Origin of the sequence: Mesorhizobium qingshengii, from assembly GCF_027563465.1 — a bacterium.
GTDB classification, from domain to species: Bacteria; Pseudomonadota; Alphaproteobacteria; order Rhizobiales; family Rhizobiaceae; genus Mesorhizobium; species Mesorhizobium qingshengii_A.
Window position 1 is genome coordinate 28,222 of record NZ_JAPFQA010000003.1, and the last position, 25,403, is coordinate 53,624.

The following is a 25,403-nucleotide window of genomic DNA, read 5'->3' on the forward strand; positions in this document are numbered from 1 at the left end:
GTTAGCCGGAAAAAGAATCGCGAGGCGATTGCTACATCAGGTTAAAAAGAGTTTACTTTTTCGTACTGCGAGCAGCCGGTTTCATAAAGCTTTCATCTGGCTGTCACATGAAAACGCTACCGCATCGCAGGCGTCCAACGGCGTCAGTTCAACGGAGAGAACACATGTTCAAATTCACGGGGAAGGTGCTTTCCCTTTCGGCCGCGGCGCTTTTTGCGTCGACGGTGATTTCGTCCTCGGCTTCGATGGACGATCTCGTCAAGGCCGCGAAGGCAGAAGGCCAGCTCACCACCATCGCCCTGCCGCATGACTGGTGCGGCTACGGCGACGTCATCGCCGGCTTCAAGGCGAAGTATCCGGAAATCACCATCAACGAACTCAACCCCGATGCCGGTTCCGGCGATGAGGTCGAGGCGATCAAGGCCAACAAGGACAACAAGGGCCCGCAGGCTCCCGACGTCATCGACGTCGGCCTGTCGTTTGGTCCGTCCGCCAAGAAGGACGGCCTGATCCAGGCCTACAAGGTGTCGACCTGGGACTCGATCCCCGACAGCGCCAAGGATGCGGAAGGGTTTTGGACCGGCGACTATTACGGCGTGCTTTCCTTCCAGGTGAACAAGGACCTGGTCAAGGAATCGCCGAAGGACTGGGCCGACCTGCTGAAGCCGGAATTCGCCAACTCGGTAGCCCTTGCCGGTGATCCGCGCGCCTCGAACCAGGCCATCCAGGCGGTCTACGCCGCCGGCCTGTCGTCAGGCGCCGCCGCTGGCGAAGCCGCCGGCACCGCCGGCCTCGACTACTTCAAGAAGCTCAACGCCGCCGGCAACTTCGTGCCGGTCATCGGCAAGGCCGCCACGCTCGCCCAGGGCCAGACCCCGATCCTCGTCACCTGGGACTACAACGCGCTCGCCGGCCGCGACACGCTGAAGGGCAACCCGCCCGTCGACGTCGTCGTGCCGAAGACCGGTGTCGTCGCCGGCGTCTATGTGCAGGCGATCAGCGCCTTTGCGCCGCATCCGAATGCAGCCAAGCTCTGGCTGGAATACCTCTATTCCGACGAAGGTCAGGTCGCCTGGCTGAAGGGCTATTGCCACCCGATCCGCTTCAACGATCTCGCCAAGAACGGCAAGATCCCGGCGGACGTGCTGGCCAAGCTGCCGCCGGCCGAGTCCTATGCGGCCGCGGTGTTCCCGACGCTCGACGAGCAGGGCAAGGCCAAGGAAGCCATCACCAAGAACTGGGACGCCGTTGTCGGCGCCAACGTCAAGTAACACTTGAAATCGATCCGGGCGGCCCCATGGCCGCCCGGACTCCCTCGATGACGGTAGCTGGCGCATGACCGATCTCTCGCTTTCCAATCAGGCCATCGCGGGGAAGACCGTGCCCCCCGGTGAGGCGCGCGCCTTGCGGCTGCCGACGCAATGGCTTGGCGTCGCGCCGTTCTTCATCTTCGCCATCATGTTCCTGATCCTGCCCACGCTTTATCTGATGCTGGGCGCGTTCCAGAATGATGCGGGTGAGTTCACCTTCGAGAATATTGCGGCGCTGGCACAGCCGTCGATCGTCGCCGCCTACTGGATTTCGATCAAGGTCAGTCTGGCCTCGTCGCTGATCGGCGCCTTTGCGGGCCTGGCGATTGCCATCGCCATCGTGCGCGGCGGCCTGCCGGACTGGATACGTTCGGCGACACTGACGTTTTCCGGCGTCGCCTCCAATTTTGCCGGCGTGCCGCTGGCCTTCGCCTTCCTTGCCACGCTCGGCCGGCTCGGCCTGGCGACGGTGCTCCTGAACACATTGTTCGGCCTCAACATCTATGCGCACGGCTTCAACATCCTGTCGTTCTGGGGCCTGACGCTGACCTATGTCTATTTCCAGATCCCGCTGATGGTGGTCATCATCGTGCCAGCCATTGACGGGCTGAAGAAGGAATGGGGCGAGGCCGCCGCGACGCTGGGCGCGACCATGGCGCAGTACTGGCGCATGGTGGTCATTCCGGTGATCTGGCCGAGTTTCCTCGGCACCGTGATCCTGTTGTTCGCCAATGCCTTCGGCGCCATCGCCACTGCCTATGCGTTGACCGGCTCGTCGCTCAACATCGTGCCGATCCTGCTCTATGCCCAGATCCGTGGAGATGTGCTGCACAATGCCCATCTCGGCTATGCCATCGCCTTCGGCATGATCGTCATCACCGGTCTTGCCAATGTCTTCTACATCTGGTTCCGCACCCGTTCCGAGAGGTGGCTCAAATGAAGGCCGGCAGGTTCTGGTCCTGGGTCGTCTTCGCGCTGGGCGCGGCCTATTTCTTCATTCCGCTGATCGCGACGGTGGAGTTCTCCATGCGCATGCGGCGCGGCGTCTATTCCTTCGACGCCTACAAGGTCGTATTGGGCGACGCACGCTTCCAGGCGACGTTCGGCTATTCGGTGCTTGCCGCCATCTTCACCATCATCCTCGGCGTGCTCATCGTGGTGCCGGCTGCCTACTGGATCCGGCTTCGCCTGCCGCAACTCAGGCCGGTCGTCGAGTTCATCACCCTGCTGCCGCTGGTCATCCCGGCCATCGTCATCGTCTTCGGCTATATCAGAATGTATGGCTCGAATTCACCGCTGCCGTTCCTGGCGACCGACACGGGCACCAATGCCTTGCTGGTCATCGGTTATGCGACACTGGCGCTGCCTTATATGTATCGAGCCGTCGATACCGGTCTGCGGACCATCGACGTGCGCACACTGACGGAGGCGGCGCAGATTCTGGGCGCCGGCTGGGGAACGATCATCACCCGCGTCATCCTGCCCAACGTGCTGATCGCGGTGCTCTCTGGCGCCTTCCTCACCTTCGCGATCGTCATCGGCGAATTCACCATGGCGAGCCTGCTCAATCGGCCGGCTTTCGGTCCCTACCTGCAAAACATCGGTGCCAACCGCGCCTACGAGCCGGCGGCCCTCGCCATCATCGCCTTCGCCATCACCTGGGGGTGCATGTCGTTGATCCAGATCCTGTCACGCTTCGCGCCGAAATCGGCCAACCGCCCGAACTGATCGAAAGAACAACTCCATGGCCGACCCGTTCCTCTCCATCCAGCACGTTCGAAAGTCCTTCGGCGCCACTACGGTCGTGGAGGATTTCAATCTCGACGTCGAGCGCGGCGAATTTGTCTCCTTCCTCGGACCGTCCGGTTGCGGCAAGACCACCGTGCTGCGCATGGTCGCCGGCTTCGAGGAGCCGAGCGCCGGCAAGATCGTCGTAGGCGGCAAGGACATCACAAGGCTGAAGCCCAACCAGCGCAATGTCGGCATGGTGTTCCAGGCCTATGCGCTGTTCCCGAACCTGACCGTGGCGCAGAATATCGGCTTCGGCTTGAAGGTCGCGGGCATGTCCAAGGCGGACATCGATGTCCGTGTCGCCGAAATGCTGGGCATCATCAAGCTGCCACAGATGGCGGACCGCTATCCCTATCAGCTTTCGGGCGGTCAGCAGCAGCGCATCGCGCTGGCCCGCGCCATCGCGCCCAAGCCGAAATTGCTGCTGCTCGACGAGCCGCTGTCGGCGCTCGACGCCAAGGTGCGCGTGTCACTGCGCGAGGAAATCCGCTCGATCCAGAAGAAGCTCGGCATCACCACCATTTTCGTGACGCACGACCAGGAAGAGGCGCTGTCGATCTCGGATCGCATCGCAGTCATGTATGGCGGCAAGGCCGAGCAGGTGGGTACGCCGTTCGAGATCTACAACCGCCCGGCAACCAAGTTCGTCGCCAATTTCGTTGGCACGCTGAACGTGCTGGAAGGCACCGTCACCGACGCCGCGTCGGGCAAGGTCCGCGTCAACAGCGAGGAAGTCCTGCTCAAGGGCAAGCTCAACGGTTCCAAGTCGGGCGACACGCTGTCGCTGGCGCTGCGGCCCGAGGCAATTTCGCTTGGCCGACAGCCCGGCCGCGACTCCAGCCTTTCGGGCGAAATCTCCGAAGTGCATTTCCTGGGTTCGGTGATCCGGGTTCGGGTCGGTATTGGCGGCAACACGGTCTCGCTCGACACGTTCAACAGCCCGGCAACGCCGCCGCCAGCGGTCGGCGAGAAGGCCGAGATTTCGTTTTCGTCGAGCGATATGCTGGTGCTGCATTAGGCCGTGCCGATATTCAGGTGATGCCGACCTGCGAGTGCCGGTTTCCAGCGCTTCCGGCGCTCACATGCTTCAAGTACGCTCCGCTCCGGGTATCGGAAGCCACCTTGTTTGGTCGCTTCGCGCCCGTCTTCGACACCGCCTCGGCCTGACCTGAATCTCGACACACCCTGGCCTGCCCAAATCGGGCGTTTTCGAGCCGGCGCTATGAGCGGCCGCACCGCTATCTGAAAGCCAGGCAGCGCTTCCATCGGCGCGGTGTGGGCTTGTGCGGCATGCTGGGAGCAGTACGCCACAAGTTCCAGGCGTTCCGCCAGTCGGCCTGTACGCGATGACCAATCAACGGCATGGTGTTGGCCAGCTACTGCCGCCAGTTCTGCTTCCGGATATAACGAGCCATGGCTCTTTTCGAACTCACACTTGTCCTCCTGCTGATCGCCGTCGCGCTGACGGGACTGTCGCGACGGCTGGAGATTCCTTATCCGTCCCTGCTGGCTTTGGCCGGGGTTGGGATTGCCTTCCTGCCTGGCGCGCCGATGATCGAGATCGACCCGGAGCTGGCGCTGGCGTTGTTCATTGCCCCGGTGCTTCTGGATGCGGCCTACGATACATCGTTGCGGGATCTCAACCGCTACCGGTTGCCGCTCGTGGCCCTGGCGCTCGGCGCAGTCATCTTCACCACGGCGGTCGTTGCTTTCGTCGGCTGGAAAATGGCCGGACTGCCGGTCGCCGCGGCGATTGCGCTCGGCGCCATCGTTGCGCCGCCCGACGCGGTCGCGGCGTCGGCCGTGCTCGGGCAGTTCAAGGTGCCGCACCGCATCACCGCCATCCTGCAGGGCGAGAGCCTGCTCAACGATGCCACCGCGCTCCTGATCTACAGGTTGGCGGTTTCGGCAACACTTGGCTCGATCATGCTGAGCAACGCCATTCCGACGATCCTGCTGTCAACCATAGGCAGTCTGGTCGCGGGCTATCTGCTTGGCCGCTTTTCGCTGCTGACGCTTACCCGTATCGAGGATGCGGCAAGCAGCACGGTGGTGCAGTTCGCCGGGACATTCGCAGTCTGGATCCTGGCCGACAGGCTGGGCCTTTCGGCCATCATCACCATCGTCGTCTATGCCATGACCCTCGCGCGGAGGGCGCCGCGCCGCATATCGGCAAGGAGACGTGTCAGCACCTATTCGGTGTGGGAGTCGGCGGTCTTCGTGCTCAACGTGCTGGCCTTTGTGCTGATGGGCCTGCAGGCACGGTCGATCGTCGGCCGGCTTGCCGGGGAAGGCCAGGGCGAAGCATTCGTCTTTGCCGCAACGGTGCTGGCCGTCGTCATCGTGTCGCGCCTCGCCTGGGTGTTGGGTTACGGCGTGATCATCAGATGGCTTGCCGGGTTCGGCAGCGAGGACCAAAGGCGAGAAGCGCCGTCGGTTCGCGGCGGCCTGCTCATCGGCTGGTGCGGCATGCGCGGCCTGGTAACGCTGGTTGCGGCCTTTGCCCTGCCGGCCAATTTCCCTGGCCGCGATCCGATCGTGCTTGCCGCCTTCGCGGTCGTTCTCGGCACGCTGGTGCTGCAAGGCATGACGTTGAAGCCGCTGCTGCGCCTGCTCAACCTCGATCCGGACACGACAGTCGACCGCGAAGTGGCGCGGGCGCGCGTCGCCATCATGCAGGCCGCGCTCAACGTGTTGAGCGGCAAGACATCGAATGCGGCCGCCGCCGTCCGCGAGCAGTATACGGCCCAGCGCACGATCGCCGAAAACCCGGAAAACGCGCAAGCGGCGACGGAGTATGACCGGCTGCGCCTCTATGCCATCAAAAGCCAGCGCGACGCGCTGGAGGAACTGCGCCGCAACGGCACGATCGGCGACGAAGCCTACCATCGCCTGGAAGAGGAAATCGACTGGTCGGAACTGGCGGCCTCGCCCGCTGGGCGGTTCCAGCCTCTTACCACATAGGGTGTCTGCTCCTGGCCCAGCCACGCCATCGTGGCGGTCCATTGCAAGGCCATCGCCGAACCGTTACTGCCAACATCGAAATTGAGCCGGATAAGCAATGAAGCTGGTCAGCTACAACATCCAGTACGGATTCGGCGGTGACGGTCACTATGATCTTTCGCGTGCCGCGCGCGTCATTGCGGGCGCCGATATCATTGCCTTGCAGGAAGTCGAGCGCCATTGGCAGCGCAGCAATTTCGACGACCAGCCGGAGCAGCTTTCCCGCCTCTTGCCGGACTATCACTGGGTCTATGGTCCGGCCTTCGACATGGACGCCAGCGAACGGCATGACGGCCGGATCGTCAACCGTCGCCGGCAGTTCGGCACCATGGTGCTGTCGAAGCTGCCGATCATCTGGTCACGGCTGCATGCGCTGCCGATGCGCCGTACGCTGCGGCCGCTCAACACGCGTAACGCGGCGCTCGAATGCATGATCCGCACGCCGGCGGGTCCGGTGCGGGTGCTGTCGCTGCATCTCGCGCATATCGCGGCCGAGGAGCGGCTGGAGCAGATCGACTATCTGCTTGCCGAGCACCGCCGGGCGCCTTCCGATGGCGGCCCGTGGAGCGGCATCGATGACGAGCCGGCGCGCAACTGGACCAGCGGCGAAGCCGAGCCGGAGAACCCGCTGGCGGCGATCTGGATGGGTGACTTCAACATGGAACCGGGCAGCGCCGAATACCGCCGCATCGTCGGCAGCACGCCCTATCATCGCGGAGCCGCCTATCTCGACGGCTTCATCGATGCCGCTGCCGTCGCCAGCGAGCCGGCCGCGGATTTCCACACCCATGTGAAGACCATCGACGGCAAGCTCACCAAGCGCCGGCTTGATCATTGCTTCGTTGGCGGCATGTTCGCCGGGCGCGTGCGCTCGGTCAGCGCCGATATCGGCGAGGTTGCGTCGGACCATTTCCCGCTGCGGATCGACATCGACCTGGAGACCTCTGGCATCGCCGCCACCTCTGGAGGCCGATGAGCCGCACATGACCTTGTTCGTCTTTTTCGCGGTGCTAGCCGCCGCCGCCATGCACGCGATCTGGAACGCGCTGGTCAAGGTGCATCTCGACCGCTTCCTGTCGATCACGCTGATGACGCTCGGCATGGGCAGTGCTGCGCTCATTGCGCTGCCTTTCGTCGAGGTGCCGAAAGCGGAAGTGTGGCCCTACATCATCGCCTCTGTCTTCTTCCACATGGGCTACCGGACATTCCTCATCGGCGCCTACAAGGCCGGCGATTTCGCCCAGACCTATCCGCTGGCGCGCGGCACCGCGCCACTGCTCGCGGCTCTCGGCGGCATGGTGGTGGTCAAGGAGGTTCCTGCGCCGCTTGCCATTCTCGGCATCGCTCTGTTGTCGGCCGGCACGCTGGTGATGTCGTTTCGCGGTGGCGCGCATCTGGAAAAGCTGAACCTGCGCGCCGTCGGTTTCGCGCTTGGCACCTCGATCTTCATCGCCAGTTACACGCTGTCGGACGGCAGTGGCGCGCGGCTCGCCGCCACCGCGTCGAGCTATGCCGCCTGGCTGTTCATCTGCGACGCGCTATGGGCGCTGGTGCTGTGCATCGTCTTCCGTGGGCCGCGGTCGCTGCCGGTGCTGGCGCGCGACTGGAAGACGGGGCTGTTCACCGGTGTGCTCAGTGGCGCTGCCTACTGGATCGTGATGTGGGCGATGACCAAGGCTCCGATCGCCTCGGTGGCGTCACTGCGCGAGACCTCGATCCTGTTCGCGATGATGATCTCGGTTTTCGCGCTCGGCGAGAAGATGACCGGCTGGCGCGGCGCCGCCGCGCTCAGCATCGTCGCCGGTGTCGTGGCACTTCGACTGGGATAACTGCCGTCAGCTGAGCAAAGTCATCACCTGCCGCGTCGCTCCCGGACTGAAGCGGATGACGCCCGGTTGGCAGATGAGAACAGCGCTCAGCCGGCTTTCGAAAACCGGCGGTCACTTTTTCGTAAGATCGAGATCGAAGACCATCAATCCATCCGTGCCGCCTAAGAGCGCCGCGACCAGCCGGGCGCCGGCGCGCTGATGGGCCTCATGCACCAGATAGGCATCACGCGCCGCGGCATCGCGGAAATCGATCGTGAAGCCATGGGTAAAGCCGCGCGCGAACGGCTCGGGGCTGACATTGGCGCTGAACTGGACCGTGTCCATGCCGTCGATCACCCGTCGCAATGCCTCGAGGTCGGCGTGGATCGCCTTGCGTTCACCAACGCCAACATCATTGCGGAATTTGACGAAGACACAGTGCCTGATCATCGGATTGTTCCTTCTCGGCTGTCACGCCGCGCGGTTGCCGGAAAACACCGCCGGCGGCAGCGGCTCGCGGCCGAGGATCAGGTCGGCGCCCTTTTCGCCGACCATGATGGTTGGTGCATTGGTGTTGGAGGAGGGCACGCGCGGCATTACCGAAGCATCGCAGACGCGCAAGGCTTCGATCCCGCGCAGCCGCAGATCAGGCGTCACCACCGCCATGTCGTCATGGCCCATGCGGCAGGTGCCGACAGGGTGATGATCGGTCTTGGAACTGCGGCAGGCGTAGTCGAACAGCTCGTCGTCGCTGGCGAGTGACGGGCCGGGCAGCACCTCACGCAGCACATAAGGGGCAAGCGCCTTCTGCCGCATGATCTCGCGCGCCAGCCGCAGCCCCTTGATCGACATGGCGCGATCATAGGGATCGGACCAGTAGTTCGGGTCGATAAGCGGATGGTCGGCCGGGTCGCCGCTGTTCAGCCGCACGGTGCCGCGCGAGCGCGGCCGCAGGAAGGCTGAATTCAGGGTGACGCCCGGATTATTCAGCTTCTCGACGCCGGCTTCGATGCCGGAGCCGAGGCCGAGATGAAACTGGATGTCGGGCGAGGCGGCTGTCGGATCGGCATACCAGAAGCCGCCGGTCTCGAACAGGCTGGAGGCGACCGGCCCTTTCTTTAGCAGCAGATATTGCAGGCCAGCCCATGCCGTGCGGTGCAGCTTGGCGTAGTTGTCGTAGGTGTGGTCGCCGGTGCATTCGGCGATGACGAACAGGTCGAGATGGTCCTGCATGTTGGAGCCGACGCCGGGCAGATCGTGCACCGGCGTCACGCCGACCGACTTCAGATGGTCGGCCGGACCGATGCCGGACTGCATCAGGAGCTTGGGCGAGCCGATGGCGCCGGAGGAGACGATCACCTCGCGCTCGGCGCGCAGGATTGTCTTCCCGCCTGCTGGCCTGTCGACAACCTCGACGCCGATGGCACGGCCTTTCTCGACGACGATGCGGGTCACCAGCACATCGGTCCTGACGGTCAGGTTCTTGCGCGCCCGGATCGGCTTGAGATAGGCGACGGAAGCGGAGGAGCGCCTCGCGTCCTTCTGGGTCAGCTGGTAGTAGCCGACACCTTCCTGGCTGGCGCCGTTGAAGTCCGGATTGAAGGGAATGCCCATCTCCTGGCCGGCGCGGAAATAGGCCTCGCAGATCGGCAGCGGCGAAATCGGGTTGGACACGCCGAGCGGGCCCTGGTCGCCATGAAAGTCGTTGGCGTAGCGCTGGTTGTTCTCGGCCCGCTTGAAGTAGGGCAGCACGTCGCGATAGCCCCAGCCGGTCAGGCCCTCTTCCTTCTCCCAGGCATCATAGTCGCGGGCATTGCCGCGCGTGTAGATCTGGGCGTTGATGGAGGAGCCGCCGCCGACCACCTTGGCCTGCGTGTACCAGAAGACGCGGTCCTTCATGTGCTTCTGCGGCACGGTCGACCAGCCCCAGGAGGCTATGCCCTTGGTCATCTTGGCGAAGCCGGCCGGCATGTGGATGTAGGGATGCCAGTCCTTGCCGCCGGCCTCCAGCAGCAGGACCGAATTCGCCGGATCCTCGCTCAGCCGGTTGGCCAGAACGCAACCGGCCGGGCCGGCGCCCACGATGATATAGTCGGTCATGACACTATCCACTTACAGTCGCGGCACGGAGAGCGCGCCGTCGACATTGATGATCGAGCCGGTCGAGAAGCCGAGCTTGCCGCCAGCCAGGGTCGCCACCACGGCGCCGATGTCTGATGCCTCGCCCCAGCGCTTTGCCGGCACTAGTCCACCGTCAATCAATGCGTCGTATTTGGCGGCCACGCCTGCCGTCATGTCGGTGCGGATGATGCCCGGCCGCAGCTCGAAGACGCCGATATTCTCGGCGGCGAGCCTGAGAGCCAGGTTCTTCACCCACATCGAAAGGCCAGCCTTCGAGATGCAGTAGTCCGATCGTTCCGGCGAGGCCATTTCGGCGCTGACCGAGGTGATGGTGATGATCGATCTCGGCGAGTCGGCAGGGGCAGCCAGCATGGCCTTGGCTACCGCCTGGCTGAGGAAGACGGTGCCGCGCAGATTGATGCCGATCGCGCGGTCGAAATTCTCCGGTTTCAGTTCGAGCAGGTCGCCGCGCACGACAGCGCCGACGCCAGCATTGTTGACGAGACAGTCGATGCGGCCGAAGGCGCTGATCGCGGCATCGACGAGGGCTGCGTGACTGGCGAGATCGGCGATGTCGCACGGGACATAAGCGAATTTCGCGCCGCGCCCGGTGATGTCGGCGGCTAGCCCGTCAGCAGCTGTTTCAGCAAGATCAGCAACAAGAATATCGAAACCTGCATCCGCCAGTGCCTCGGCGCAGGCAAGACCGATGCCGCGCGCGCCGCCGGTGACGATGGCTGCGGGCCGGATCATCGAAAGCTGGCCTTGCGGGCGCTGCCCCTCATCGCCCTGCCGGGCACTTCTCCCCGTATAGTGACGGGGAGAAGGGAGATGGCCGCAACGCTGGCGTCCGCCTCTCCCCGTTCTTCGCGGGGAGAGGGTAAGGGTGAGGGGCGCCAACCGATCATGCGGCAAGCTCCGTCTTGCGGATGTGGTCGGCGACGCGCAGCGCTTGTGCTGCGATCGACAGCGCCGGGTTGACGGCTGCCGAGTTGGGCAGGAAGCCGCCGTCGACGACGAACAGGTTCCGGTGGTCGAACGAGCGGCAGAACGGATCGAGCGGCGCGGTGGCGGGATCATCGCCCATCTTGACCGTGCCGCACTGGTGGGAAGGGGTGCGCTTGTCGAAGGGGCGCGACAGCACCAGGGGATAACCGCAGGCGCGGAAATTCTCGCGCATCACCTTGGTCAGGCCGTCCAGCGACTGCATGTTGGAGCGCCGCCACTGCATGACGATATCCTTGCCATCGACCATGATGCGGCTTTCAGGATCGGGCAGGTCCTCGCACATCAGGTACCAGTCGATGGCGTGGCCGGCCATGAAGTCGAGCGCGAATTTCGGCGCTGACTTCACATTGGCTCTGAGCATGTTGCCGTCGATCTTGCCGAGCAGCTGAACGTTGCCGAGCGGCTTGCCGCCCTTGCCGTCTGACAGATAGTAGTCATTCAGCATCAGCGTCTTCTGGTAGACCGCATCGTTCCGGCGGCGCGGATCGATCGCCAGCATGGCGCTCGAATTGTGGTTCATGAAATTGCGGCCGACCTGGTCGGAGCGGTTGGCAAGGCCCTTTCCGCCTCCCTTGCCATTGGCGGGTGAGGGCGAGCGCAGCAGGATGACGGCCGAATTGACCGCGCCGGCGGAGAGGATGACCAGCTTCGGCGTTACCTTTTTCAACTCGCCATTCTGGCGGTAGTGAATGGCGACAATCGTCCTGCCATCCGCCGAGGCTTCGAGATATTCGACGTAAGCACCGGTTTCGAGCTTGATGTTCTGGTCGGTCAGTGCCGCCGTCAGTGGTCCCGTTTGCGCGTCGACCTTGCCCTGGCCGGTGTTCGGGAAAGCGTCCCAGCCGGTCTTGCCCTCCTTCAGCCAGGTGTCGATGTCGACGCCGAGCGGCAGCGAGGCTGGATGCAGGCCGAGTCCCCTGAGCTCGGCGCGGGCACGCGCGATGGGCGTCTCGTCGGGCACCGGCTTGAAGGCGTAGGGGATCGAGTGGAATGGCTCGGTCGGGTCCTCGCCCAGCGTGCCGCGCACGCGAAACAGCTGCTCGGCCTTCGAATACCAGGGCTCGAATTCGTCGTAGGAAAATGGCCAGGCTGGTGAGACGCCGCCGAAATGCTCCATGGCGGAAAAGTCTTGCTTGCGGTAGCGGATCAGCACCGCGCCATAGAATTTCGAATTGCCGCCGACATAGTAGTAGTTGCCGGGGTTGAAGGCGGCACCGCCAGCCTCGCGCCACATCTCCTTCGGCCGGTAATGGCCGTCGACGAAGATCGAGCGTGTGTCGCGCGCATGCGGTGTCGCCGGCAACGGCTCGCCGCGCTCCAGCATCAGGATCGAGGCGCCGCTGCCCGCCAGACCGGAGGCGATCGTGGCGCCGCCGATGCCGGAGCCGATGATGACGATGTCCGGATTTGTCATAGCCGTCAGCGAATGCGGTTCTCGGTCGCCGGATCGAAGAACACTGCCTTGGTCAGGTTGAAGGCGAGCGGCGTCACCGTGCCCGGCTGGATGTTGGCGTCGGCGCGCAGCCGCGCCACCACGCCCTTGCCGCCGAGATTGGTGACGGCGAAGGTGTCGGAACCAGCAGGTTCCACGACCTCGATGTGAAGGTCGGCGGTGGCGATGTTGGAGGCGTTGCGCTCGGCGCCTTCCGGATCGGTCAGGGCTTCCGGGCGAACGCCAAAGATGATCGGCTTACCCTGGAAAGCCGACAGGCCGGCGGGTGCATTTGCCATCGGCAGCAAGATCGGCTCGCGCGCCTCGCGCTGCAGCACGACGGACAGCGCATTGCCGTTGGTGCCGATCGTCGCGGGGATGAGGTTCATCGCCGGCGAGCCCATGAAGTCGGCGACGAAGAGATTGGTCGGGTTGTTGTAGATCTCGGCCGGCGTGCCGAACTGCTGCACCTCGCCATCGCGCATCACGGCGATCTTGGTCGCCAGCGTCATCGCCTCGATCTGGTCGTGGGTGACGTAGACGATGGTGGTGCCGGTGGTGGCATGCAGGCGCTTGATCTCGATGCGCATGTCGACACGCAGCTTGGCGTCGAGGTTGGACAGCGGCTCATCGAACAGGAACAGTTTTGGGTCGCGCACCAGCGCCCGGCCCATGGCGACGCGCTGGCGCTGGCCGCCCGATAACTGGCTCGGCTTGCGCTGCAGGAGATGGCCGATCTGCAGCACCTTGGCCACCTTGTCGATCGCCTTCTGCCGCTCCGCCGCCGGCACGCCGCGCATTTCCATGCCGAAGGAGATATTTCCGGCCACCGTCATGTTCGGGTAGAGCGCGTAGCTCTGGAACACCATGGCGATGTCGCGCTTCGACGGATGCAGATCGTTGATCGTGCGGCCGTCGACACGGATTTCGCCGGAGGTGATCGTCTCCAACCCGGCAATCGTGTTGAGCAGCGTGGACTTGCCGCAGCCGGACGGGCCGACCAGCACCAGGAAGCCGCCCTTCTCCAGATCGAGGTCGATCCCCTTGAGGATCTCGACCTGGCCGAAGCGCTTCCTCAGACCATCAATTTCAAGAAAAGCCATCGGGTTATCCTTTGACGGCGCCGGCCATGAGACCGCGCACGAAGTAGCGGCCGGCGAGCACATAGACGAGAAGGGTGGGGAGTGCGGCGATCATCGCGGCGGCCATGTTGACGTTGTATTCGACGACACCGGTCGAGGTGTTGACGACGTTGTTGAGCGCCACCGTCATCGGCATCGCGTCGCCGGTGCCGGCGTAAGCCGAGGCGAACAGGAAGTCGTTCCAGATGTTGGTGAACTGGTAGATGACGGTGACGACGAAGATCGGCATCGAGTTCGGCAGCATGATGCGGCGGAAGATCTGGAAGAAGGAGGCGCCGTCGACCTGGGCGGCCTTGACCAGTTCGGTCGGGAACGCCTCGTAATAGTTGCGGAAGAACAGCGTGGTGAAGCCGATGCCGTAGACGACATGGACGAAGACGAGATTGACCGTCGAATTGCCGAGGCCGAAATTCGTTCCGATCGAGTTTTGCAGCGTCACGCCGAAGCGGCCGACGCTGCCCAGGATCGTCGCCATCGGCAACAGCACCGACTGAAACGGAATGAAGCAGGCGAACAGCATCAGCCCGAACACCAGCGTTGCGCCACGGAAGCGCCATTTGGTCAGCACGTAGCCGTTGAGGGCGCCGAGCATGGTCGAGATCAGCACCGCCGGAACCACCATCTTGATGGAGTTCCAGAAATAGCCCTTGATGCCGGCGCAGGTGAGGCCGACGCAGGTCTCGCCCCAGGCCTTCAGCCACGGATCGAAGGTCGGCGCCTTGGGCAATGCCAGCATGTTGCCGTTCTGGATTTCGTCCATGGTCTTGAACGAGGTGACCAGCATGACGAACAGCGGCATCAGGTAGAACAGCGCAAACAGCGCCAGCAGCCCGTAGATGACGATGCGGTTGATGGTCTTGATGTTGACGCCGCCAGTGGCCTGACGGGCGGGAGTGGTGACAGCGCTCATCGCGGCTTCTCCCTCAGTTCGGAATAGAGATAGGGCACGATGATGGCGACGATGGTCATCAGCATGATCACGGCGCTGGCGGAGCCGACGGCCATTTCGTTGCGCTTGAAGGTGTACTCATACATGAAGTTGGACGGCAGCCAGGCCGAGCCACCCGGCCCGCCGCTGGTCAGCGCCACGACAAGGTCATACGACTTGATGGCGAGGTGCGCGAGCACGATGAAGGCCGACAGGAAGATCGGCCGCAGCAGCGGAATGACGATGCGGCGATAGAGCTGGAAGGTGGTGGCGCCATCGATCTGCGCCGCCTTCATGATCTCGCCGTCGATGCCGCGCAGGCCGGCCAGGAACATCGCCATGATGAAGCCGGAGGCCTGCCAGACGCCCGCGATGACCACCGTGTAGATGACGAAATCCTTGTTCTTGATCCAGTCGAAATGGAAGCTCGTCCAGCCCCACTGATGCAGGGTCTGCTCGAGGCCGAGGCCGGGATCGAGGAACCATTTCCAGGCGACGCCGGTGACGATGAAGGACAGCGCCATCGGGTAGAGATAGATCGGCCGCAGCATGCCTTCGCCGCGGATCTTCTGGTCGAGCAGGATGGCCAGGAACAGGCCGAGCGCCAGGCAGATCAGGATATAGAGAAAGCCGAAAATGCCCATGTTGGTGATCGACGTGTACCAGCTCGACGGCGGGTCGGTGTCGAAGGTCCAGCCCCACAGCCGCTGATAGGCGCGCCAGCCGGTGATGACATAGGACGGGAAGGTCTTGGAATTGGTGAAGGACAGGTAGATCGTCCACAGGATGAAGCCGTAGACGAAGACGATGGTGATGGCGAAGCTCGGCGCCAGCACGATCTTCGGCAGGGCGTCCTGCAGGCGCGAGCGCACCGAGGCGCGGGGCCGGGCGTGCTCCGGCGTCAGCTTGATCTGGCTTGTCGCTACCGTACTCATGAGGCTCCCTCCCGTCGACGCGAGGCCAATCAGGCTCGCGGATCGGAGCCTTCCCCGCCGGAGCGGGGAAGGCATTTTTGGTGCGTATTGCTTACTTGGCGTCGTCGATCGCCTTGACCAGCTCGGTCACGGCCTCGTCCGAGGTCTTGATCTGACCATGGACGAACTTCGAGACGACATCCTTGTAGGCATTTGCGACCGCCGGAGGCGCGCCATAGCCCTGGGCCAGCGAGCCGAACAGCGTGCCGCCATCATTGGCTGCCTTCAGGTCGGCGATGCCCTTCTTGCCGCAAGCGTCGAAGTCGGTGTCCGGAACGTCGGTACGAGCCGGAACCGAACCCTTGACGACGTTGAAGGCCGACTGGAAGCTCTTCGACAGGGTGGCGGTGGCCAATGCGACCTGGGCGGCCTTGCGGTCGTCCGGGACGTTGAACATGCCGAACATGTCGGAGTTGTAGATCACTGAGCCGTCCGTGCCCGGGAAGCGATAGCACAGGAAGTCCGTGCCCGGTGTCTTCTTGGCGGCGTGGAACTCACCCTTGGCCCAGTCGCCCATGACTTGCACCAGGGCATCGCCCTTGATGACCATGGCGGTGGCAAGGTTCCAGTCGCGGCCCGAGAAGTTCGGGTCGACATAGGAGACGAGCTTGGCGAGGTTGTCGAACGACTTCTTCATCGTGTCGGACTTGAGCGAGGCGTCGTCGAGGTCGTTGAAGGCCTTCTTGTAGAACTCAGGTCCGCCGGTCGACAGCACGACCGAGTCGAACATGGTAGCTTCCTGCCAGTTCTGGCCGCCGAGAGCGAGCGGGATCACGCCTGCCGCCTTGGCCTTGTCGAGCAGCGCAACGAAGTCGTCGAAGGTCTTCGGCTCGGTGCCGCCGATCTTGTCCATGACGGCCTTGTTGATCCACAGCCAGTTGACCGAGTGGACGTTGACCGGAGCCGCGACCCACTTGCCTTCATAGACCGAGAACTTCTGCAGGGCGGCCGGAACCGACTTGTCCCAGCCTTCCTTCTTGGCCGTCTCGGTCAAATCGCCCATCACGCCGGCAGCGGCATAGTCGAGCACGGTGTAGCCGAGCATCTGCGAGGCGGTCGGGTAGTTGCCGGCCGCGACCATTGCCTTCAGCGCGGTCATGGCAGCGTCGCCGCCGCCGCCGGCCACCGGCACGTCCTTCCAGGCAAAGCCCTCCTTGGCCAGGTCGCCCTTGAGGACGTTGAGAGCAGCCGCTTCGCCGCCCGACGTCCACCAATGCAGCATCTGGACTTCCTTGACGTCCTCGGCGTGGGCCGCGAAAGCCAGGCCCGATGCGAGAGCCGTTCCGATAAGCAGTTTGCGCAACATGTACTTCCTCCCTTGTTGCATTACACGACCGGTGGAACCCACCGGGTTCTTCTCAACTCAGCCGACCCACCAACCGGTGCGCTGGCCGCGATGAAACTGGATTGTCTTTTCCTCGGTATAATCCTCGACGGCGCGTTTGCCGAGTTCGCGTCCGAGACCGGACTGCTTGTAGCCTCCGAAGGGCAGCTCGGGATAACCTTCCATGAATGTGTTCACCCAAACCGTTCCCGAACGCACCCCACGCGCCACCGACATGCAAGTGTCGATGCTGGCGCTCCACACGCCCGCCGATAAACCATAGGGCGTGTTGTTGGCGATGTGCAACGCCTTTTCAATCGATTCAAAAGTCAGCACGGAAAGCACCGGGCCGAACACTTCCTCGCGCGCAATGGCCATGTCCTCGGTGACGCCGCGAATGATGGTCGGGTCGAGGTATTGGCCGGCATTGGACGCCAGCTGCTTGCCGCCGCTGTAGACGCTGCTGCCGTCGCTCGCGGCTGCCGTAACGTAACCCGCCACCTTGGCCAGGTGGTCCGACGAGATCATGGCGCCGACCTTGGTGCCATCGTCGAGCGGGTCACCAACAACCACCTTGGAAGTAAGTGCCTTCACCGCGCTGAGAAAATCATCGGCGATCGCCTCATGCACGATCAGCCGGCTGCCGGCGTTGCAGCACTCGCCGGCATTGAAGAAGCCGCCGAACACCGCCGCGTCGGCGGCGGCCTCGAGGTCGGCATCGGGGAAGACGATCTGGCCGTTCTTGCCGCCAAGCTCCATCGAGACTTTCTTCAGCGACTGCGCGGCCGACGCCATGGTCATCTTGCCGACGCGGGTCGAGCCGGTGAACGACACCATTTCGACCAGGGGATGGCTGACCATCGGCGCGCCGACATCGGCGCCCAGGCCGGCAAGGATGTTGACGACACCGGCGGGCAGGCCGGCCTGCATCAGGATGTCGCCGAGGACGAAGGTCGAGGCCGAGGTCATTTCGCTCGGCTTGACCACAGCCGTGCAGCCGGCGGCGAGCGCGAACGGCAGTTTCTGGCTGACGATCAGGAACGGGAAATTCCATGGCGTGATGATCGAGACGACGCCGATCGGCTCACGCAGCACGACGCCCAGCATGGCGTCGCCAAGATTGGCGTAGGATTCGCCATGCAGCGTGCGGGCCAGCGATGCGGCATAGCGCCAGATGTCGACGGCGCCGCCGATCTCGCCGCGCGCCTGGGCGATCGGCTTGCCGGATTCCAGCGCGTCGAGCCGCGCGATCTCTTCCAGCCGCGCCTCGATCAGGTCGGCCGCCTTGAGCAGGATCGCGGCGCGTTCGGCCGCTTTCATGCGCGGCCACGGGCCGGTCTCGAACGCCTTGTGCGCGGCCTGGACAGCGGCTTCCACCTCGGACGCGCCGGCCTGCGCATAGTGCGAAACGGTAAAACCATGACCGGGGCTCTTGCGCTCCAGCATGCGGCCGTCGCGGGCATCGACATGCTTGCCGTCGATCAGCAGCCGATAGGTTCTTGGCGCTGCAGATGCCTCGGCGGGCATGGCGATGTTGAGGGGTGCGTTCATGTGGTTCCTCTAGGATCTCGAAAAGGCCGGCTTTTGCCTGGCCTTGAAAGCGCCGACGCCGGCCTTGAGATCGCCGGTCAAGGCGATGAAGCCGCTGGCCAGCGCTTCGACGGCGGCGGCACTTTCCTCGCCTTCGGCGACCGCGATCATCAGCTTGGCGGCTTCCGTCGCCAGCGGTCCGCGTTCGGCGATCTTTCCGGCCCAGGCCTTGGCCTCCGCATGACCCTTGCCGGTTTCGACCACCCGGTCGACCATGCCCAGGGCCAGCGCTTCGGCAGCGAGGAGAACCTCGCCACCCAGAGCCAAGCGACGTACCGTCTGCGCGCCGAAGCGGCGCACCGCGCGCTGCGTGCCGGACCAGCCGGGCACGACGCCGATCGAGGTTTCGGGGAAGCCCAATTTCACCTGTGTTTCCGCCACGCGGAAATCACAAGCCGCCGCCAGTTCCAGCCCGCCGCCCAGCGCATGGCCGGACAGCACGGCGATGGTCGGTTGCCGCAGCCGCGCCAGCCGGTCGAAGACGCGATGGCCGTAGCGCACCCATTGCACCTGGAAATCGGCGGCGCTCATGGCGGCCCACGCTTCGACATCGCCGCCGGCGCAAAAGCCCTTGCCGTCGCCGCGCAGCAGCACGACACGCACGTCGCTTGCCGTCTCTGCTTCGTCGAGTGCTGCCTCCAGCGCGCGCAGCATCGGAATGTCCAGCGCGTTGAACTTCTCCGGCCGCCGCAAGGTGATGGTGCCGATGGCGCCGTCCTGCTCGAAGGTGACGAGAGGCTCAGACATGCGCGCCTCCAAGTGACGCGCCGCCATTCAGCGACAGGCCGATCGGCTGGTCGCGATAGAGCGCTTGCGGAGTCGTCTTGAGGTCCTTGGCGACCGCCAGCGGAATTTCCGACTGCGCCAACACGTCGCGCTGCAAGTCGATGCCTGGCGCGAGTTCGGTGACGACCAGACCTTCCGGGGTCAGCTTCATGACGCAGCGCTCGGTGACATAGGTGATGTCCTGGCCCTGCGCGACCGCGCGCTTGCCGGAGAAGGAGATGTGCTCAACCTCCGCGACCACCTTCTTGACCTTGCCTTCCTGGTCGATGCGGATACCGCCATCGGCCAGCGACAGCTTGGCGCCGGCGTTGAAGAAGCCGGAGAACACGATCTTCTTCGCCCGCGCGGTGATGTCGACGAAGCCGCCGGCGCCGGCGGTGACATGCGGCCGCGCCGAAAGTTTCGACACGTTGACCGAGCCGTGGCGGTCGATCTGCAGGAAGGACAAGAGCGAGGCGTCGAAGCCGCCGGCCTGGAAATAGATGAACTGGTGCGGCGAGGGCATGATCGCCTCAGCGTTCGAGGCGCAGCCGAACTTGAAGTCGAGCAGCGGCACGCCGCCGACCGCGCCTTGTTCGATCACCCAGGTGACCTTGCCGTGCTGGCCTTCCTCGAGAAGGATGCGCGGCACATTGGCCGAGATGCCGAAGCCGATGTTGACGGCCATGCCGTCGCGCAATTCCATGGCGACACGGCGCGCGATCACCTTCTGCACGTTCATCTCGGCGTTGCGGAAGCTCGACAGCGGCCGGAATATCTCACCGGAGATTGCCGGATCGTAGGGCGTCAGCGTCGTCTGCAATTGATCGGGCGCGACGACGATATGGTCGACCAGCACGCCCGGCACGCGCACGTCATGCGGCTTCAGCGTGCCGTTCTCGACGACGCGCTTGACTTGCGCGATGACGACACCGCCATTGTTGCGGGCGGCCAGCGCCTGTTCCAGCCCGCCGAGATAGGCGCCCTCATGCTCATAGGTGAGGTTGCCGCGCTCGTCCGCCGTGGTGGCGCGGATGATCGAGACCTGCGGCACGATCGAGCGGAAATAGAGCCACTCCTCGCCGTCGAATTGCTGTACCGAAACGATCGGCTCGCTGGCGGCAGCGTTCATGGCGCAGCCCTGATGGCGTGGGTCGGCAAAGGTGTCGAGACCCACCTTGGTCAGCACGCCCGGGCGCTTGGCGGCGGCCTCGCGGTGCATGTCGAACAGGATGCCGGACGGCACGTTGTAGGCGGCGACCGAATTGTCGCCGATCATCTTCCAGATCTGCGGTGGTTCGGAAGAGGAGGGACCGGACGGATAGGAACCGCACAGTGTCCGCTTCAACAGGCCGGGCTTGGCCAGATGGTCGATGCCCTTGATGCCGTACATGTCACCGGCGGCGATCGGATGCAGCGTGGTGATGTCCTTCGGATGGCCTTCGCTGTCGAATCGCTCGCCGATCGCCGCAAGCACGGCGTCCGGGCAGCCAAGACCGCTCGACGATGACACGGAAACGACCATGCCGTCCTTGATGAGGCCCGCTGCCTGCGCTGCCGAAACGACCTTGTTCAATCCATGCTCCCGAGTTTCGGGTCAATCTTGACGGCCTTGCCGGAGTTGGCCGACTGAAGCGCTGCCTCGGCCGCCGTGAGCGACCAGATGCCGTCCTCGCCAGTGGCGGAGGGCTGGCCCTTGCCACGGATCGCGGCATGGAACTGGCGTAACGACCGGGAGTAGAGGTCCTCGCGGTCGAAGCTCAACTGCTCCTCGCCCTTGGCGGTGCGCAGCATAACCGAGCCGGCCGGCTTCTGCGTCATCACATTGCTGGCGATCAAGGAGCCATCGGAGCCATGCACCTCGAAGCCGGTGTCGGCGAATTTGGTGGTGAAGCCTTCGTGCGACTGCGCGATGACGCCCGACTTGAAGCGCCAGATGCACATGGCGCCGTCCTCCAGCCCGCTGCCGGCCATTCCCGCCGATTGGGTGAAGGCCGAAACCTCGAGGGGATCGTCGCCAAGCACGAAGCGCAGCGTGTCGGCATCATGCACGGTGATGTCGAGCACCACGCCGCCGCCCGCTTCCGGTCTGGTTATGCGCCAGCCCTGCAGGTTTTCCGGCAGATAGACGGAATGGAAGACACGCGCCGCGATCGGCTTGCCGATGCGGCCGGCGGCGATCGCCTCGCGCATGGCGCGATGCGCGCCGGCATTGCGCAGATGGTGGTTGGTGCCGAGCACGATGCCGGCAGCCCTGGCGGCGGCAACCATCGTGCGCGCATCGGCGCTGGTCAGCGCCAGCGGCTTCTCGCACAGCACATGCTTGCCCGCCCTGGCGGCGGCGAGTGCCTGTTCGAGATGCAGTTCGTTGGTGGTCGAGATGTAGACCGCATCGATGTCGGATTTGAGCAGGGCATCAAGCGTCGAAACGGCGGCTGGAATGCCATTTTCCCTGGCATAGGCCGTGGCGCGCTCCGGGCTGGAACTCATCACCGCCGCGATCTCGCCATCGGACTGTGCCCGGATGGCGTTGATCATGAACTGCCTGGCAATCGTGCTGGCGCCGACCAGTCCCCATCTGACGCTCATGCCGCGTCCCCCAGTCCCAGCTCCGCGGATCGATTTGGGCCGCAGCTTTCCCTGACGACCAGATTGACGGCGCCGATATGGTCTTCGGCGCGCGTGGTGCGCGACTGGATCATCTTCAGCATGACGTGGGCGGCGCGTTCGCCGAGACCTGCCGTATCCACCGAGACGCTGGTCAGCGCCGGCATATAGTGCTCGGCCTCGACCACATCGTCGAAACCGACGACGGCGAAATCCGTTCCCGGCTCGAGCCCACGCTTGCGCAATGCCAGCATGACGCCAAAGGCGACGGCATCGTTGAAGCAGAGGGCCGCGGTCGGCGGTTCAGCCATCGCGAGGGCGGTCTCCAGGCAAGCGATGCCACCTCTGCGGCTGGTCTCGCCCTGGACGACAAGCGTGTCGCGGGCGGCGATGCCAAGCGTCTCGCAGGCTTCGCGAAAACCGCCCAACCGTTCCTGATAGACCACCAGGTCCGACGTGCCGCCGAAGAAGACCAACCGGCGATGCCCCTTGCCGATCAGGTGAGCGGTGGCGAGAAAGGCGCCGCGATGATTGTCGGGTGCGATCACCGGGATGCGGCTTTCAGGCAGCCGACGCATGGCGAAGACCACGGGCACGCCCGCCGTTTCCAGGCGCCGGAAGGCGCCCGGCGTGGTGCCGCGCGCCGGTGACACGATGAGGCCGGCGACGCCTTGTTCCATCAGCGATTTCAGCACCTCTTCCTGACGCACGGGGTTCTCCGCCGTGTTGGCTATGAAAGGCACGATGCCGGCCGACTGGAAGACACGCTCCATGCCGACCGCCAGTTCCGCGAAGAAAGGATTGGTGAGATCGTTGATGACCATGCCGATGACGTTGGAGTGGGCCTTGCGCAGATTGGCGGCGCCGCGGTTGTAGACGTAACCGACATCCTCGATCGCCTTGCGCACCTTGACCGCGGTTTCAGGCCGGATCAGCCCGCTGCCCTGGAGCACGAGCGATACCGTCGATTTGGACACGCCAGCCTCGCGGGCAATGTCGAATATCGTCGCCTTGGCCCGGCTGGCCATCCAGATGCATCCTCCCGGCTGTTTCTCGGTCAAATCTATTGGAACGTTCTAATCACTGCTTCAAGGATGAGTCAATCGAGATTTTTTCTCCATCCAGGAGATTGATCGCCGAGTGCTGAATGCCGTGCGCACTAACGGTTGTCGTGCTGCAATGCAGCATATTCCTCTGGATCGGCGATGAATCGTAAAGGTCCTTGATTTATTGGAACGTTCCATTTATAGGCGCGGAAAAGGGAGAGTTCGATGGACATTGCCTTGCCTGGGGAGGAGGGCCGCAGCGCCCGCTACCATCTGGTCGGCCAGCCGGCGCGGCCGGTGATCGGCGCGCGGTTTTCCCGCATCGCCTATGCCGCCGCGCACGTCGTTGCCGATCCGCTTGCGATGACCGATCCGTGGTCGCGGCCGGTGGTCGACTGGGAACGGACCATGGCCTTCCGCCACCATTTGTGGCGGCTCGGCTTCCGCATCGCCGAAGCCATGGACACGTCGCAGCGCGGCATGGGTTTCGACTGGGCAAGCGCACAGGAATTGATCCGGCGATCGATTGCCGAGGCGCGTACGGTCGGCGGCGCCGACCTTGCGTCGGGCGCTGGAACCGACCATCTGGCGCCGGCCGCCGCCAGGACGCTCGACGATGTGATTCGCGCCTATGAGGAGCAGTTCGCTTTCATCGAGGGGCTGGGCGGCAAGGCGATCATGATGGCCAGCCGGGCGCTGGCGGCTGTCGCCAAGGGCCCGGAAGACTACGCCAGTGTCTATGACCGCATTCTGAGCCAGGCCTCCGGCAAGGTCATCCTGCACTGGCTGGGCGACATGTTCGACCCGGCGCTGAAAGGTTATTGGGGCAGCAGCGATTTCGAAACCGCGCTGGACACGGTCGTCGCCATCATCGAACGCCACGCCGGGAAGGTCGAAGGGATAAAGATTTCCCTGCTCGACGCCGGCAAGGAGGTTGCGCTGAGGAACCGGCTGCCCGAAGGGGTCGTCATGTTCACCGGCGACGATTTCAACTATCCCGAGCTGATCGCCGGCGACGGCAAGAAACACTCGCACGCTCTGCTCGGTATCTTCGATGCGATTGCGCCGGTCGCCAACGCCGCGCTGGCGAAACTGGCGGACGGCGATCGCGCCGGCTATGACGCGCTGATGGCGCCGACGGTGCCGCTGTCGCGCAAGATCTTCGAGGCGCCGACCGAGTACTACAAGGCCGGCATCGTCTTCATGGCATGGCTGAACGGCCATCAGGACCATTTCACGATGATCGGCGGCATGCAGTCGGCGCGCGGCATCCGTCACTACGCCGATGTCTTTCGCCTTGCCGACCAGGCAGGATTGCTGGCCGACCCGGAACTGGCCGTGGCCAGGATGAAGAGCCTCTGCGCCATTGCGGGCGCCTGAGCCATAGGAAGTTGGGCCAAAAGAATCCCCCGCGCGGGGATTTGCGTTGTTGGTTTGAATCTGTATTGCGGGAGCGCAGATCAGGGACCAACAGAGCGATGGCAGACAAAGTGGCGCTCATCACCGGTGTAACCGGCCAGGACGGGGCTTATCTGGCACAGCTGCTTTTGCAGAAGGGCTATGTCGTCCATGGCGTCAAGCGCCGTTCGTCCTCGTTCAACACCGAGCGCGTCGACGACATCTATGTCGATCCGCATGAGCGCGAAGCCCGTTTCTTCCTGCACTATGGCGACCTCACGGACTCCACCAACCTGATCCGTCTGGTGCAGGAGACACAGCCGGACGAAATCTACAATCTCGGCGCCCAGAGCCACGTCCAGGTGAGTTTCGAGACGCCTGAATACACAGGCAATGCCGATGCGTTGGGGGCGCTCAGGCTGCTGGAGGCAATCCGCATCCTGCGGCTGGAAAAGTCCGTGCGTTTCTACCAGGCATCGACATCGGAACTCTATGGCAGAGCACAGGAAGTCCCGCAGCGCGAGACGACGCCCTTCCAGCCGCGCTCGCCCTATGCCGCCGCCAAGCTCTATGCCTACTGGATCACGGTCAATTATCGCGAGGCCTACGGCATGTTTGCCGCCAATGGCATCCTGTTCAACCACGAGAGCCCGACCCGTGGCGAAACCTTCGTGACCCGCAAGATCACGCGAGCCGTCGCCTCAATTCATCGTGGCCTGCAGGAGACACTCTATCTCGGCAACATCGACGCCAGGCGCGACTGGGGTCATGCGCGCGACTATGTCGAGGGCATGTGGCGCATCCTGCAGCATGACGAGGCGGATGACTTTGTGCTGGCGACGGGCGAGGCGCATTCGGTGCGCGAATTCGTCGAACTGGCCTTTGCCGAAACCGGGCGGACCATTCGCTGGCAGGGCACGGGCGTGGACGAGGTCGGCGTCGATGCCGGCTCTGGCGCCTCGCTGGTGCGCATCGACCCGCGCTATTTCAGGCCGACCGAGGTCGACCTGCTTGTCGGCGACGCATCCAAGGCCAAAGCCAAGCTCGGCTGGTCGCATGTGACCGGCTTCAGGGATCTGGTGGCGGAGATGGTGCGGGCTGATCTGACACGCGTCGCCGCTGATGCCAGGCACGGCCAATCCTGATAAGGCAGGGC

General features: G+C 64.0%; 22 protein-coding genes. 9 read left to right on the forward strand and 13 right to left on the reverse strand.

Features of this window, described 5'->3' with window-relative positions; all coding sequences use genetic code 11:
• Positions 1-164 precede the first annotated feature (164 nt).
• The 7 genes from OOJ09_RS09145 to OOJ09_RS09175 all read left to right on the forward strand — a co-directional run bounded on the left by OOJ09_RS09145 (position 165) and on the right by OOJ09_RS09175 (position 7,933).
• Positions 165-1,271: an ABC transporter substrate-binding protein gene (locus OOJ09_RS09145; RefSeq protein ID WP_269904907.1), complete on the forward strand. Its 1,107-nt coding sequence runs from the start codon at positions 165-167 to the stop codon at positions 1,269-1,271.
• A gap of 64 nt (positions 1,272-1,335) precedes the next feature.
• Positions 1,336-2,250 carry an ABC transporter permease gene (locus tag OOJ09_RS09150; protein ID WP_091577905.1) on the forward strand — a complete coding sequence of 305 codons (915 nt, stop codon included), beginning with the start codon at positions 1,336-1,338 and terminating at the stop codon, positions 2,248-2,250.
• Complete coding sequence (locus OOJ09_RS09155; RefSeq protein ID WP_269904908.1) at positions 2,247-3,038, forward strand: ABC transporter permease; 792 nt, start codon at positions 2,247-2,249, stop codon at positions 3,036-3,038. The genes OOJ09_RS09150 and OOJ09_RS09155 overlap by 4 nt, the downstream gene beginning before the upstream one ends.
• A 16-nt stretch (positions 3,039-3,054) precedes the next feature.
• The gene (locus OOJ09_RS09160) at positions 3,055-4,119 is read left to right on the forward strand and encodes an ABC transporter ATP-binding protein (RefSeq protein ID WP_269904909.1); all 1,065 of its coding nucleotides are present in this window, start codon (positions 3,055-3,057) and stop codon (positions 4,117-4,119) included.
• A 395-nt stretch (positions 4,120-4,514) separates the two neighbouring features.
• Complete coding sequence (locus OOJ09_RS09165; RefSeq protein ID WP_269904910.1) at positions 4,515-6,065, forward strand: cation:proton antiporter; 1,551 nt, start codon at positions 4,515-4,517, stop codon at positions 6,063-6,065.
• Positions 6,066-6,162: 97 nt separating this feature from the next.
• Positions 6,163-7,080: an endonuclease/exonuclease/phosphatase family protein gene (locus OOJ09_RS09170; protein ID WP_269904911.1), complete on the forward strand. Its 918-nt coding sequence runs from the start codon at positions 6,163-6,165 to the stop codon at positions 7,078-7,080.
• Between the two features lie 7 nt (positions 7,081-7,087).
• Entirely contained in the window at positions 7,088-7,933 is an 846-nt protein-coding gene (locus OOJ09_RS09175) for an EamA family transporter (protein ID WP_269904912.1), read from the forward strand.
• Between the two features lie 111 nt (positions 7,934-8,044).
• On the opposite strand, the gene OOJ09_RS09180 is transcribed toward OOJ09_RS09175, so the two are convergent.
• The 13 genes from OOJ09_RS09180 to OOJ09_RS09240 all read right to left on the reverse strand — a co-directional run bounded on the left by OOJ09_RS09180 (position 8,045) and on the right by OOJ09_RS09240 (position 22,831).
• Entirely contained in the window at positions 8,045-8,362 is a 318-nt protein-coding gene (locus OOJ09_RS09180; protein WP_269904913.1) for a Dabb family protein, read from the reverse strand.
• Between the two features lie 21 nt (positions 8,363-8,383).
• A complete protein-coding gene (locus tag OOJ09_RS09185; RefSeq protein WP_269904914.1) occupies positions 8,384-10,012 on the reverse strand; it encodes a GMC family oxidoreductase in 1,629 nt (542 codons plus the stop codon).
• Between the two features lie 12 nt (positions 10,013-10,024).
• Positions 10,025-10,786, reverse strand: a complete 762-nt coding sequence (locus OOJ09_RS09190; RefSeq protein ID WP_269904915.1) for a 3-ketoacyl-ACP reductase — start codon at positions 10,784-10,786, stop codon at positions 10,025-10,027.
• A gap of 151 nt (positions 10,787-10,937) precedes the next feature.
• Positions 10,938-12,455, reverse strand: coding sequence for a GMC oxidoreductase (locus OOJ09_RS09195; protein WP_269904916.1), 1,518 nt, complete (start codon positions 12,453-12,455; stop codon positions 10,938-10,940).
• A 5-nt stretch (positions 12,456-12,460) separates the two neighbouring features.
• Positions 12,461-13,576, reverse strand: a complete 1,116-nt coding sequence (locus tag OOJ09_RS09200) for an ABC transporter ATP-binding protein (RefSeq protein ID WP_269904917.1) — start codon at positions 13,574-13,576, stop codon at positions 12,461-12,463.
• Between the two features lie 4 nt (positions 13,577-13,580).
• The gene (locus OOJ09_RS09205; protein ID WP_269904918.1) at positions 13,581-14,525 is read right to left on the reverse strand and encodes a carbohydrate ABC transporter permease; all 945 of its coding nucleotides are present in this window, start codon (positions 14,523-14,525) and stop codon (positions 13,581-13,583) included.
• Positions 14,522-15,478, reverse strand: a complete 957-nt coding sequence (locus OOJ09_RS09210) for a carbohydrate ABC transporter permease (protein WP_269904919.1) — start codon at positions 15,476-15,478, stop codon at positions 14,522-14,524. The genes OOJ09_RS09205 and OOJ09_RS09210 overlap by 4 nt, the downstream gene beginning before the upstream one ends.
• 91 nt (positions 15,479-15,569) lie before the next feature.
• Positions 15,570-16,823, reverse strand: a complete 1,254-nt coding sequence (locus tag OOJ09_RS09215; RefSeq protein WP_269904920.1) for an ABC transporter substrate-binding protein — start codon at positions 16,821-16,823, stop codon at positions 15,570-15,572.
• A gap of 57 nt (positions 16,824-16,880) precedes the next feature.
• Positions 16,881-18,392, reverse strand: a complete 1,512-nt coding sequence (locus OOJ09_RS09220) for an aldehyde dehydrogenase family protein (protein WP_269904921.1) — start codon at positions 18,390-18,392, stop codon at positions 16,881-16,883.
• 9 nt (positions 18,393-18,401) lie between these two features.
• Complete coding sequence (locus OOJ09_RS09225) at positions 18,402-19,178, reverse strand: enoyl-CoA hydratase/isomerase family protein (protein WP_269904922.1); 777 nt, start codon at positions 19,176-19,178, stop codon at positions 18,402-18,404.
• Positions 19,171-20,772 carry an acyl CoA:acetate/3-ketoacid CoA transferase gene (locus tag OOJ09_RS09230; protein ID WP_269904923.1) on the reverse strand — a complete coding sequence of 534 codons (1,602 nt, stop codon included), beginning with the start codon at positions 20,770-20,772 and terminating at the stop codon, positions 19,171-19,173. The genes OOJ09_RS09225 and OOJ09_RS09230 overlap by 8 nt, the downstream gene beginning before the upstream one ends.
• The gene (locus OOJ09_RS09235; RefSeq protein WP_269904924.1) at positions 20,769-21,785 is read right to left on the reverse strand and encodes a Gfo/Idh/MocA family protein; all 1,017 of its coding nucleotides are present in this window, start codon (positions 21,783-21,785) and stop codon (positions 20,769-20,771) included. Before OOJ09_RS09235 ends, OOJ09_RS09230 begins: the two co-directional genes overlap by 4 nt.
• Positions 21,782-22,831 (reverse strand): LacI family DNA-binding transcriptional regulator, encoded by a 1,050-nt coding sequence (locus tag OOJ09_RS09240; RefSeq protein ID WP_269904925.1) that lies wholly within the window; start codon positions 22,829-22,831, stop codon positions 21,782-21,784. Before OOJ09_RS09240 ends, OOJ09_RS09235 begins: the two co-directional genes overlap by 4 nt.
• A 243-nt stretch (positions 22,832-23,074) precedes the next feature.
• Here OOJ09_RS09240 and OOJ09_RS09245 point away from each other — a divergent pair, with 243 nt between their 5' ends.
• Both OOJ09_RS09245 and gmd read left to right on the forward strand, forming a co-directional pair.
• Positions 23,075-24,229, forward strand: coding sequence for a dihydrodipicolinate synthase family protein (locus OOJ09_RS09245; protein ID WP_269904926.1), 1,155 nt, complete (start codon positions 23,075-23,077; stop codon positions 24,227-24,229).
• Between the two features lie 98 nt (positions 24,230-24,327).
• Entirely contained in the window at positions 24,328-25,392 is a 1,065-nt protein-coding gene (gmd, locus tag OOJ09_RS09250) for a GDP-mannose 4,6-dehydratase (RefSeq protein WP_269904927.1), read from the forward strand.
• The last annotated feature ends 11 nt before the right edge of the window (positions 25,393-25,403 follow it).

Bases quoted from the DNA above. Each gene is read 5' to 3' on its own strand.
- OOJ09_RS09145 (WP_269904907.1), top strand. From the start codon at position 165: ATGTTCAAATTCACGGGGAAGGTGCTTTCCCTTTCGGCCGCGGCGCTT.
- OOJ09_RS09150 (WP_091577905.1), top strand. From the start codon at position 1,336: ATGACCGATCTCTCGCTTTCCAATCAGGCCATCGCGGGGAAGACCGTG.
- OOJ09_RS09155 (WP_269904908.1), top strand. From the start codon at position 2,247: ATGAAGGCCGGCAGGTTCTGGTCCTGGGTCGTCTTCGCGCTGGGCGCG.
- OOJ09_RS09160 (WP_269904909.1), top strand. From the start codon at position 3,055: ATGGCCGACCCGTTCCTCTCCATCCAGCACGTTCGAAAGTCCTTCGGC.
- OOJ09_RS09165 (WP_269904910.1), top strand. From the start codon at position 4,515: ATGGCTCTTTTCGAACTCACACTTGTCCTCCTGCTGATCGCCGTCGCG.
- OOJ09_RS09170 (WP_269904911.1), top strand. From the start codon at position 6,163: ATGAAGCTGGTCAGCTACAACATCCAGTACGGATTCGGCGGTGACGGT.
- OOJ09_RS09175 (WP_269904912.1), top strand. From the start codon at position 7,088: ATGACCTTGTTCGTCTTTTTCGCGGTGCTAGCCGCCGCCGCCATGCAC.
- OOJ09_RS09180 (WP_269904913.1), bottom strand. From the start codon at position 8,362: ATGATCAGGCACTGTGTCTTCGTCAAATTCCGCAATGATGTTGGCGTT.
- OOJ09_RS09185 (WP_269904914.1), bottom strand. From the start codon at position 10,012: ATGACCGACTATATCATCGTGGGCGCCGGCCCGGCCGGTTGCGTTCTG.
- OOJ09_RS09190 (WP_269904915.1), bottom strand. From the start codon at position 10,786: ATGATCCGGCCCGCAGCCATCGTCACCGGCGGCGCGCGCGGCATCGGT.
- OOJ09_RS09195 (WP_269904916.1), bottom strand. From the start codon at position 12,455: ATGACAAATCCGGACATCGTCATCATCGGCTCCGGCATCGGCGGCGCC.
- OOJ09_RS09200 (WP_269904917.1), bottom strand. From the start codon at position 13,576: ATGGCTTTTCTTGAAATTGATGGTCTGAGGAAGCGCTTCGGCCAGGTC.
- OOJ09_RS09205 (WP_269904918.1), bottom strand. From the start codon at position 14,525: ATGAGCGCTGTCACCACTCCCGCCCGTCAGGCCACTGGCGGCGTCAAC.
- OOJ09_RS09210 (WP_269904919.1), bottom strand. From the start codon at position 15,478: ATGAGTACGGTAGCGACAAGCCAGATCAAGCTGACGCCGGAGCACGCC.
- OOJ09_RS09215 (WP_269904920.1), bottom strand. From the start codon at position 16,823: ATGTTGCGCAAACTGCTTATCGGAACGGCTCTCGCATCGGGCCTGGCT.
- OOJ09_RS09220 (WP_269904921.1), bottom strand. From the start codon at position 18,392: ATGAACGCACCCCTCAACATCGCCATGCCCGCCGAGGCATCTGCAGCG.
- OOJ09_RS09225 (WP_269904922.1), bottom strand. From the start codon at position 19,178: ATGTCTGAGCCTCTCGTCACCTTCGAGCAGGACGGCGCCATCGGCACC.
- OOJ09_RS09235 (WP_269904924.1), bottom strand. From the start codon at position 21,785: ATGAGCGTCAGATGGGGACTGGTCGGCGCCAGCACGATTGCCAGGCAG.
- OOJ09_RS09240 (WP_269904925.1), bottom strand. From the start codon at position 22,831: ATGGCCAGCCGGGCCAAGGCGACGATATTCGACATTGCCCGCGAGGCT.
- OOJ09_RS09245 (WP_269904926.1), top strand. From the start codon at position 23,075: ATGGACATTGCCTTGCCTGGGGAGGAGGGCCGCAGCGCCCGCTACCAT.
- gmd (WP_269904927.1), top strand. From the start codon at position 24,328: ATGGCAGACAAAGTGGCGCTCATCACCGGTGTAACCGGCCAGGACGGG.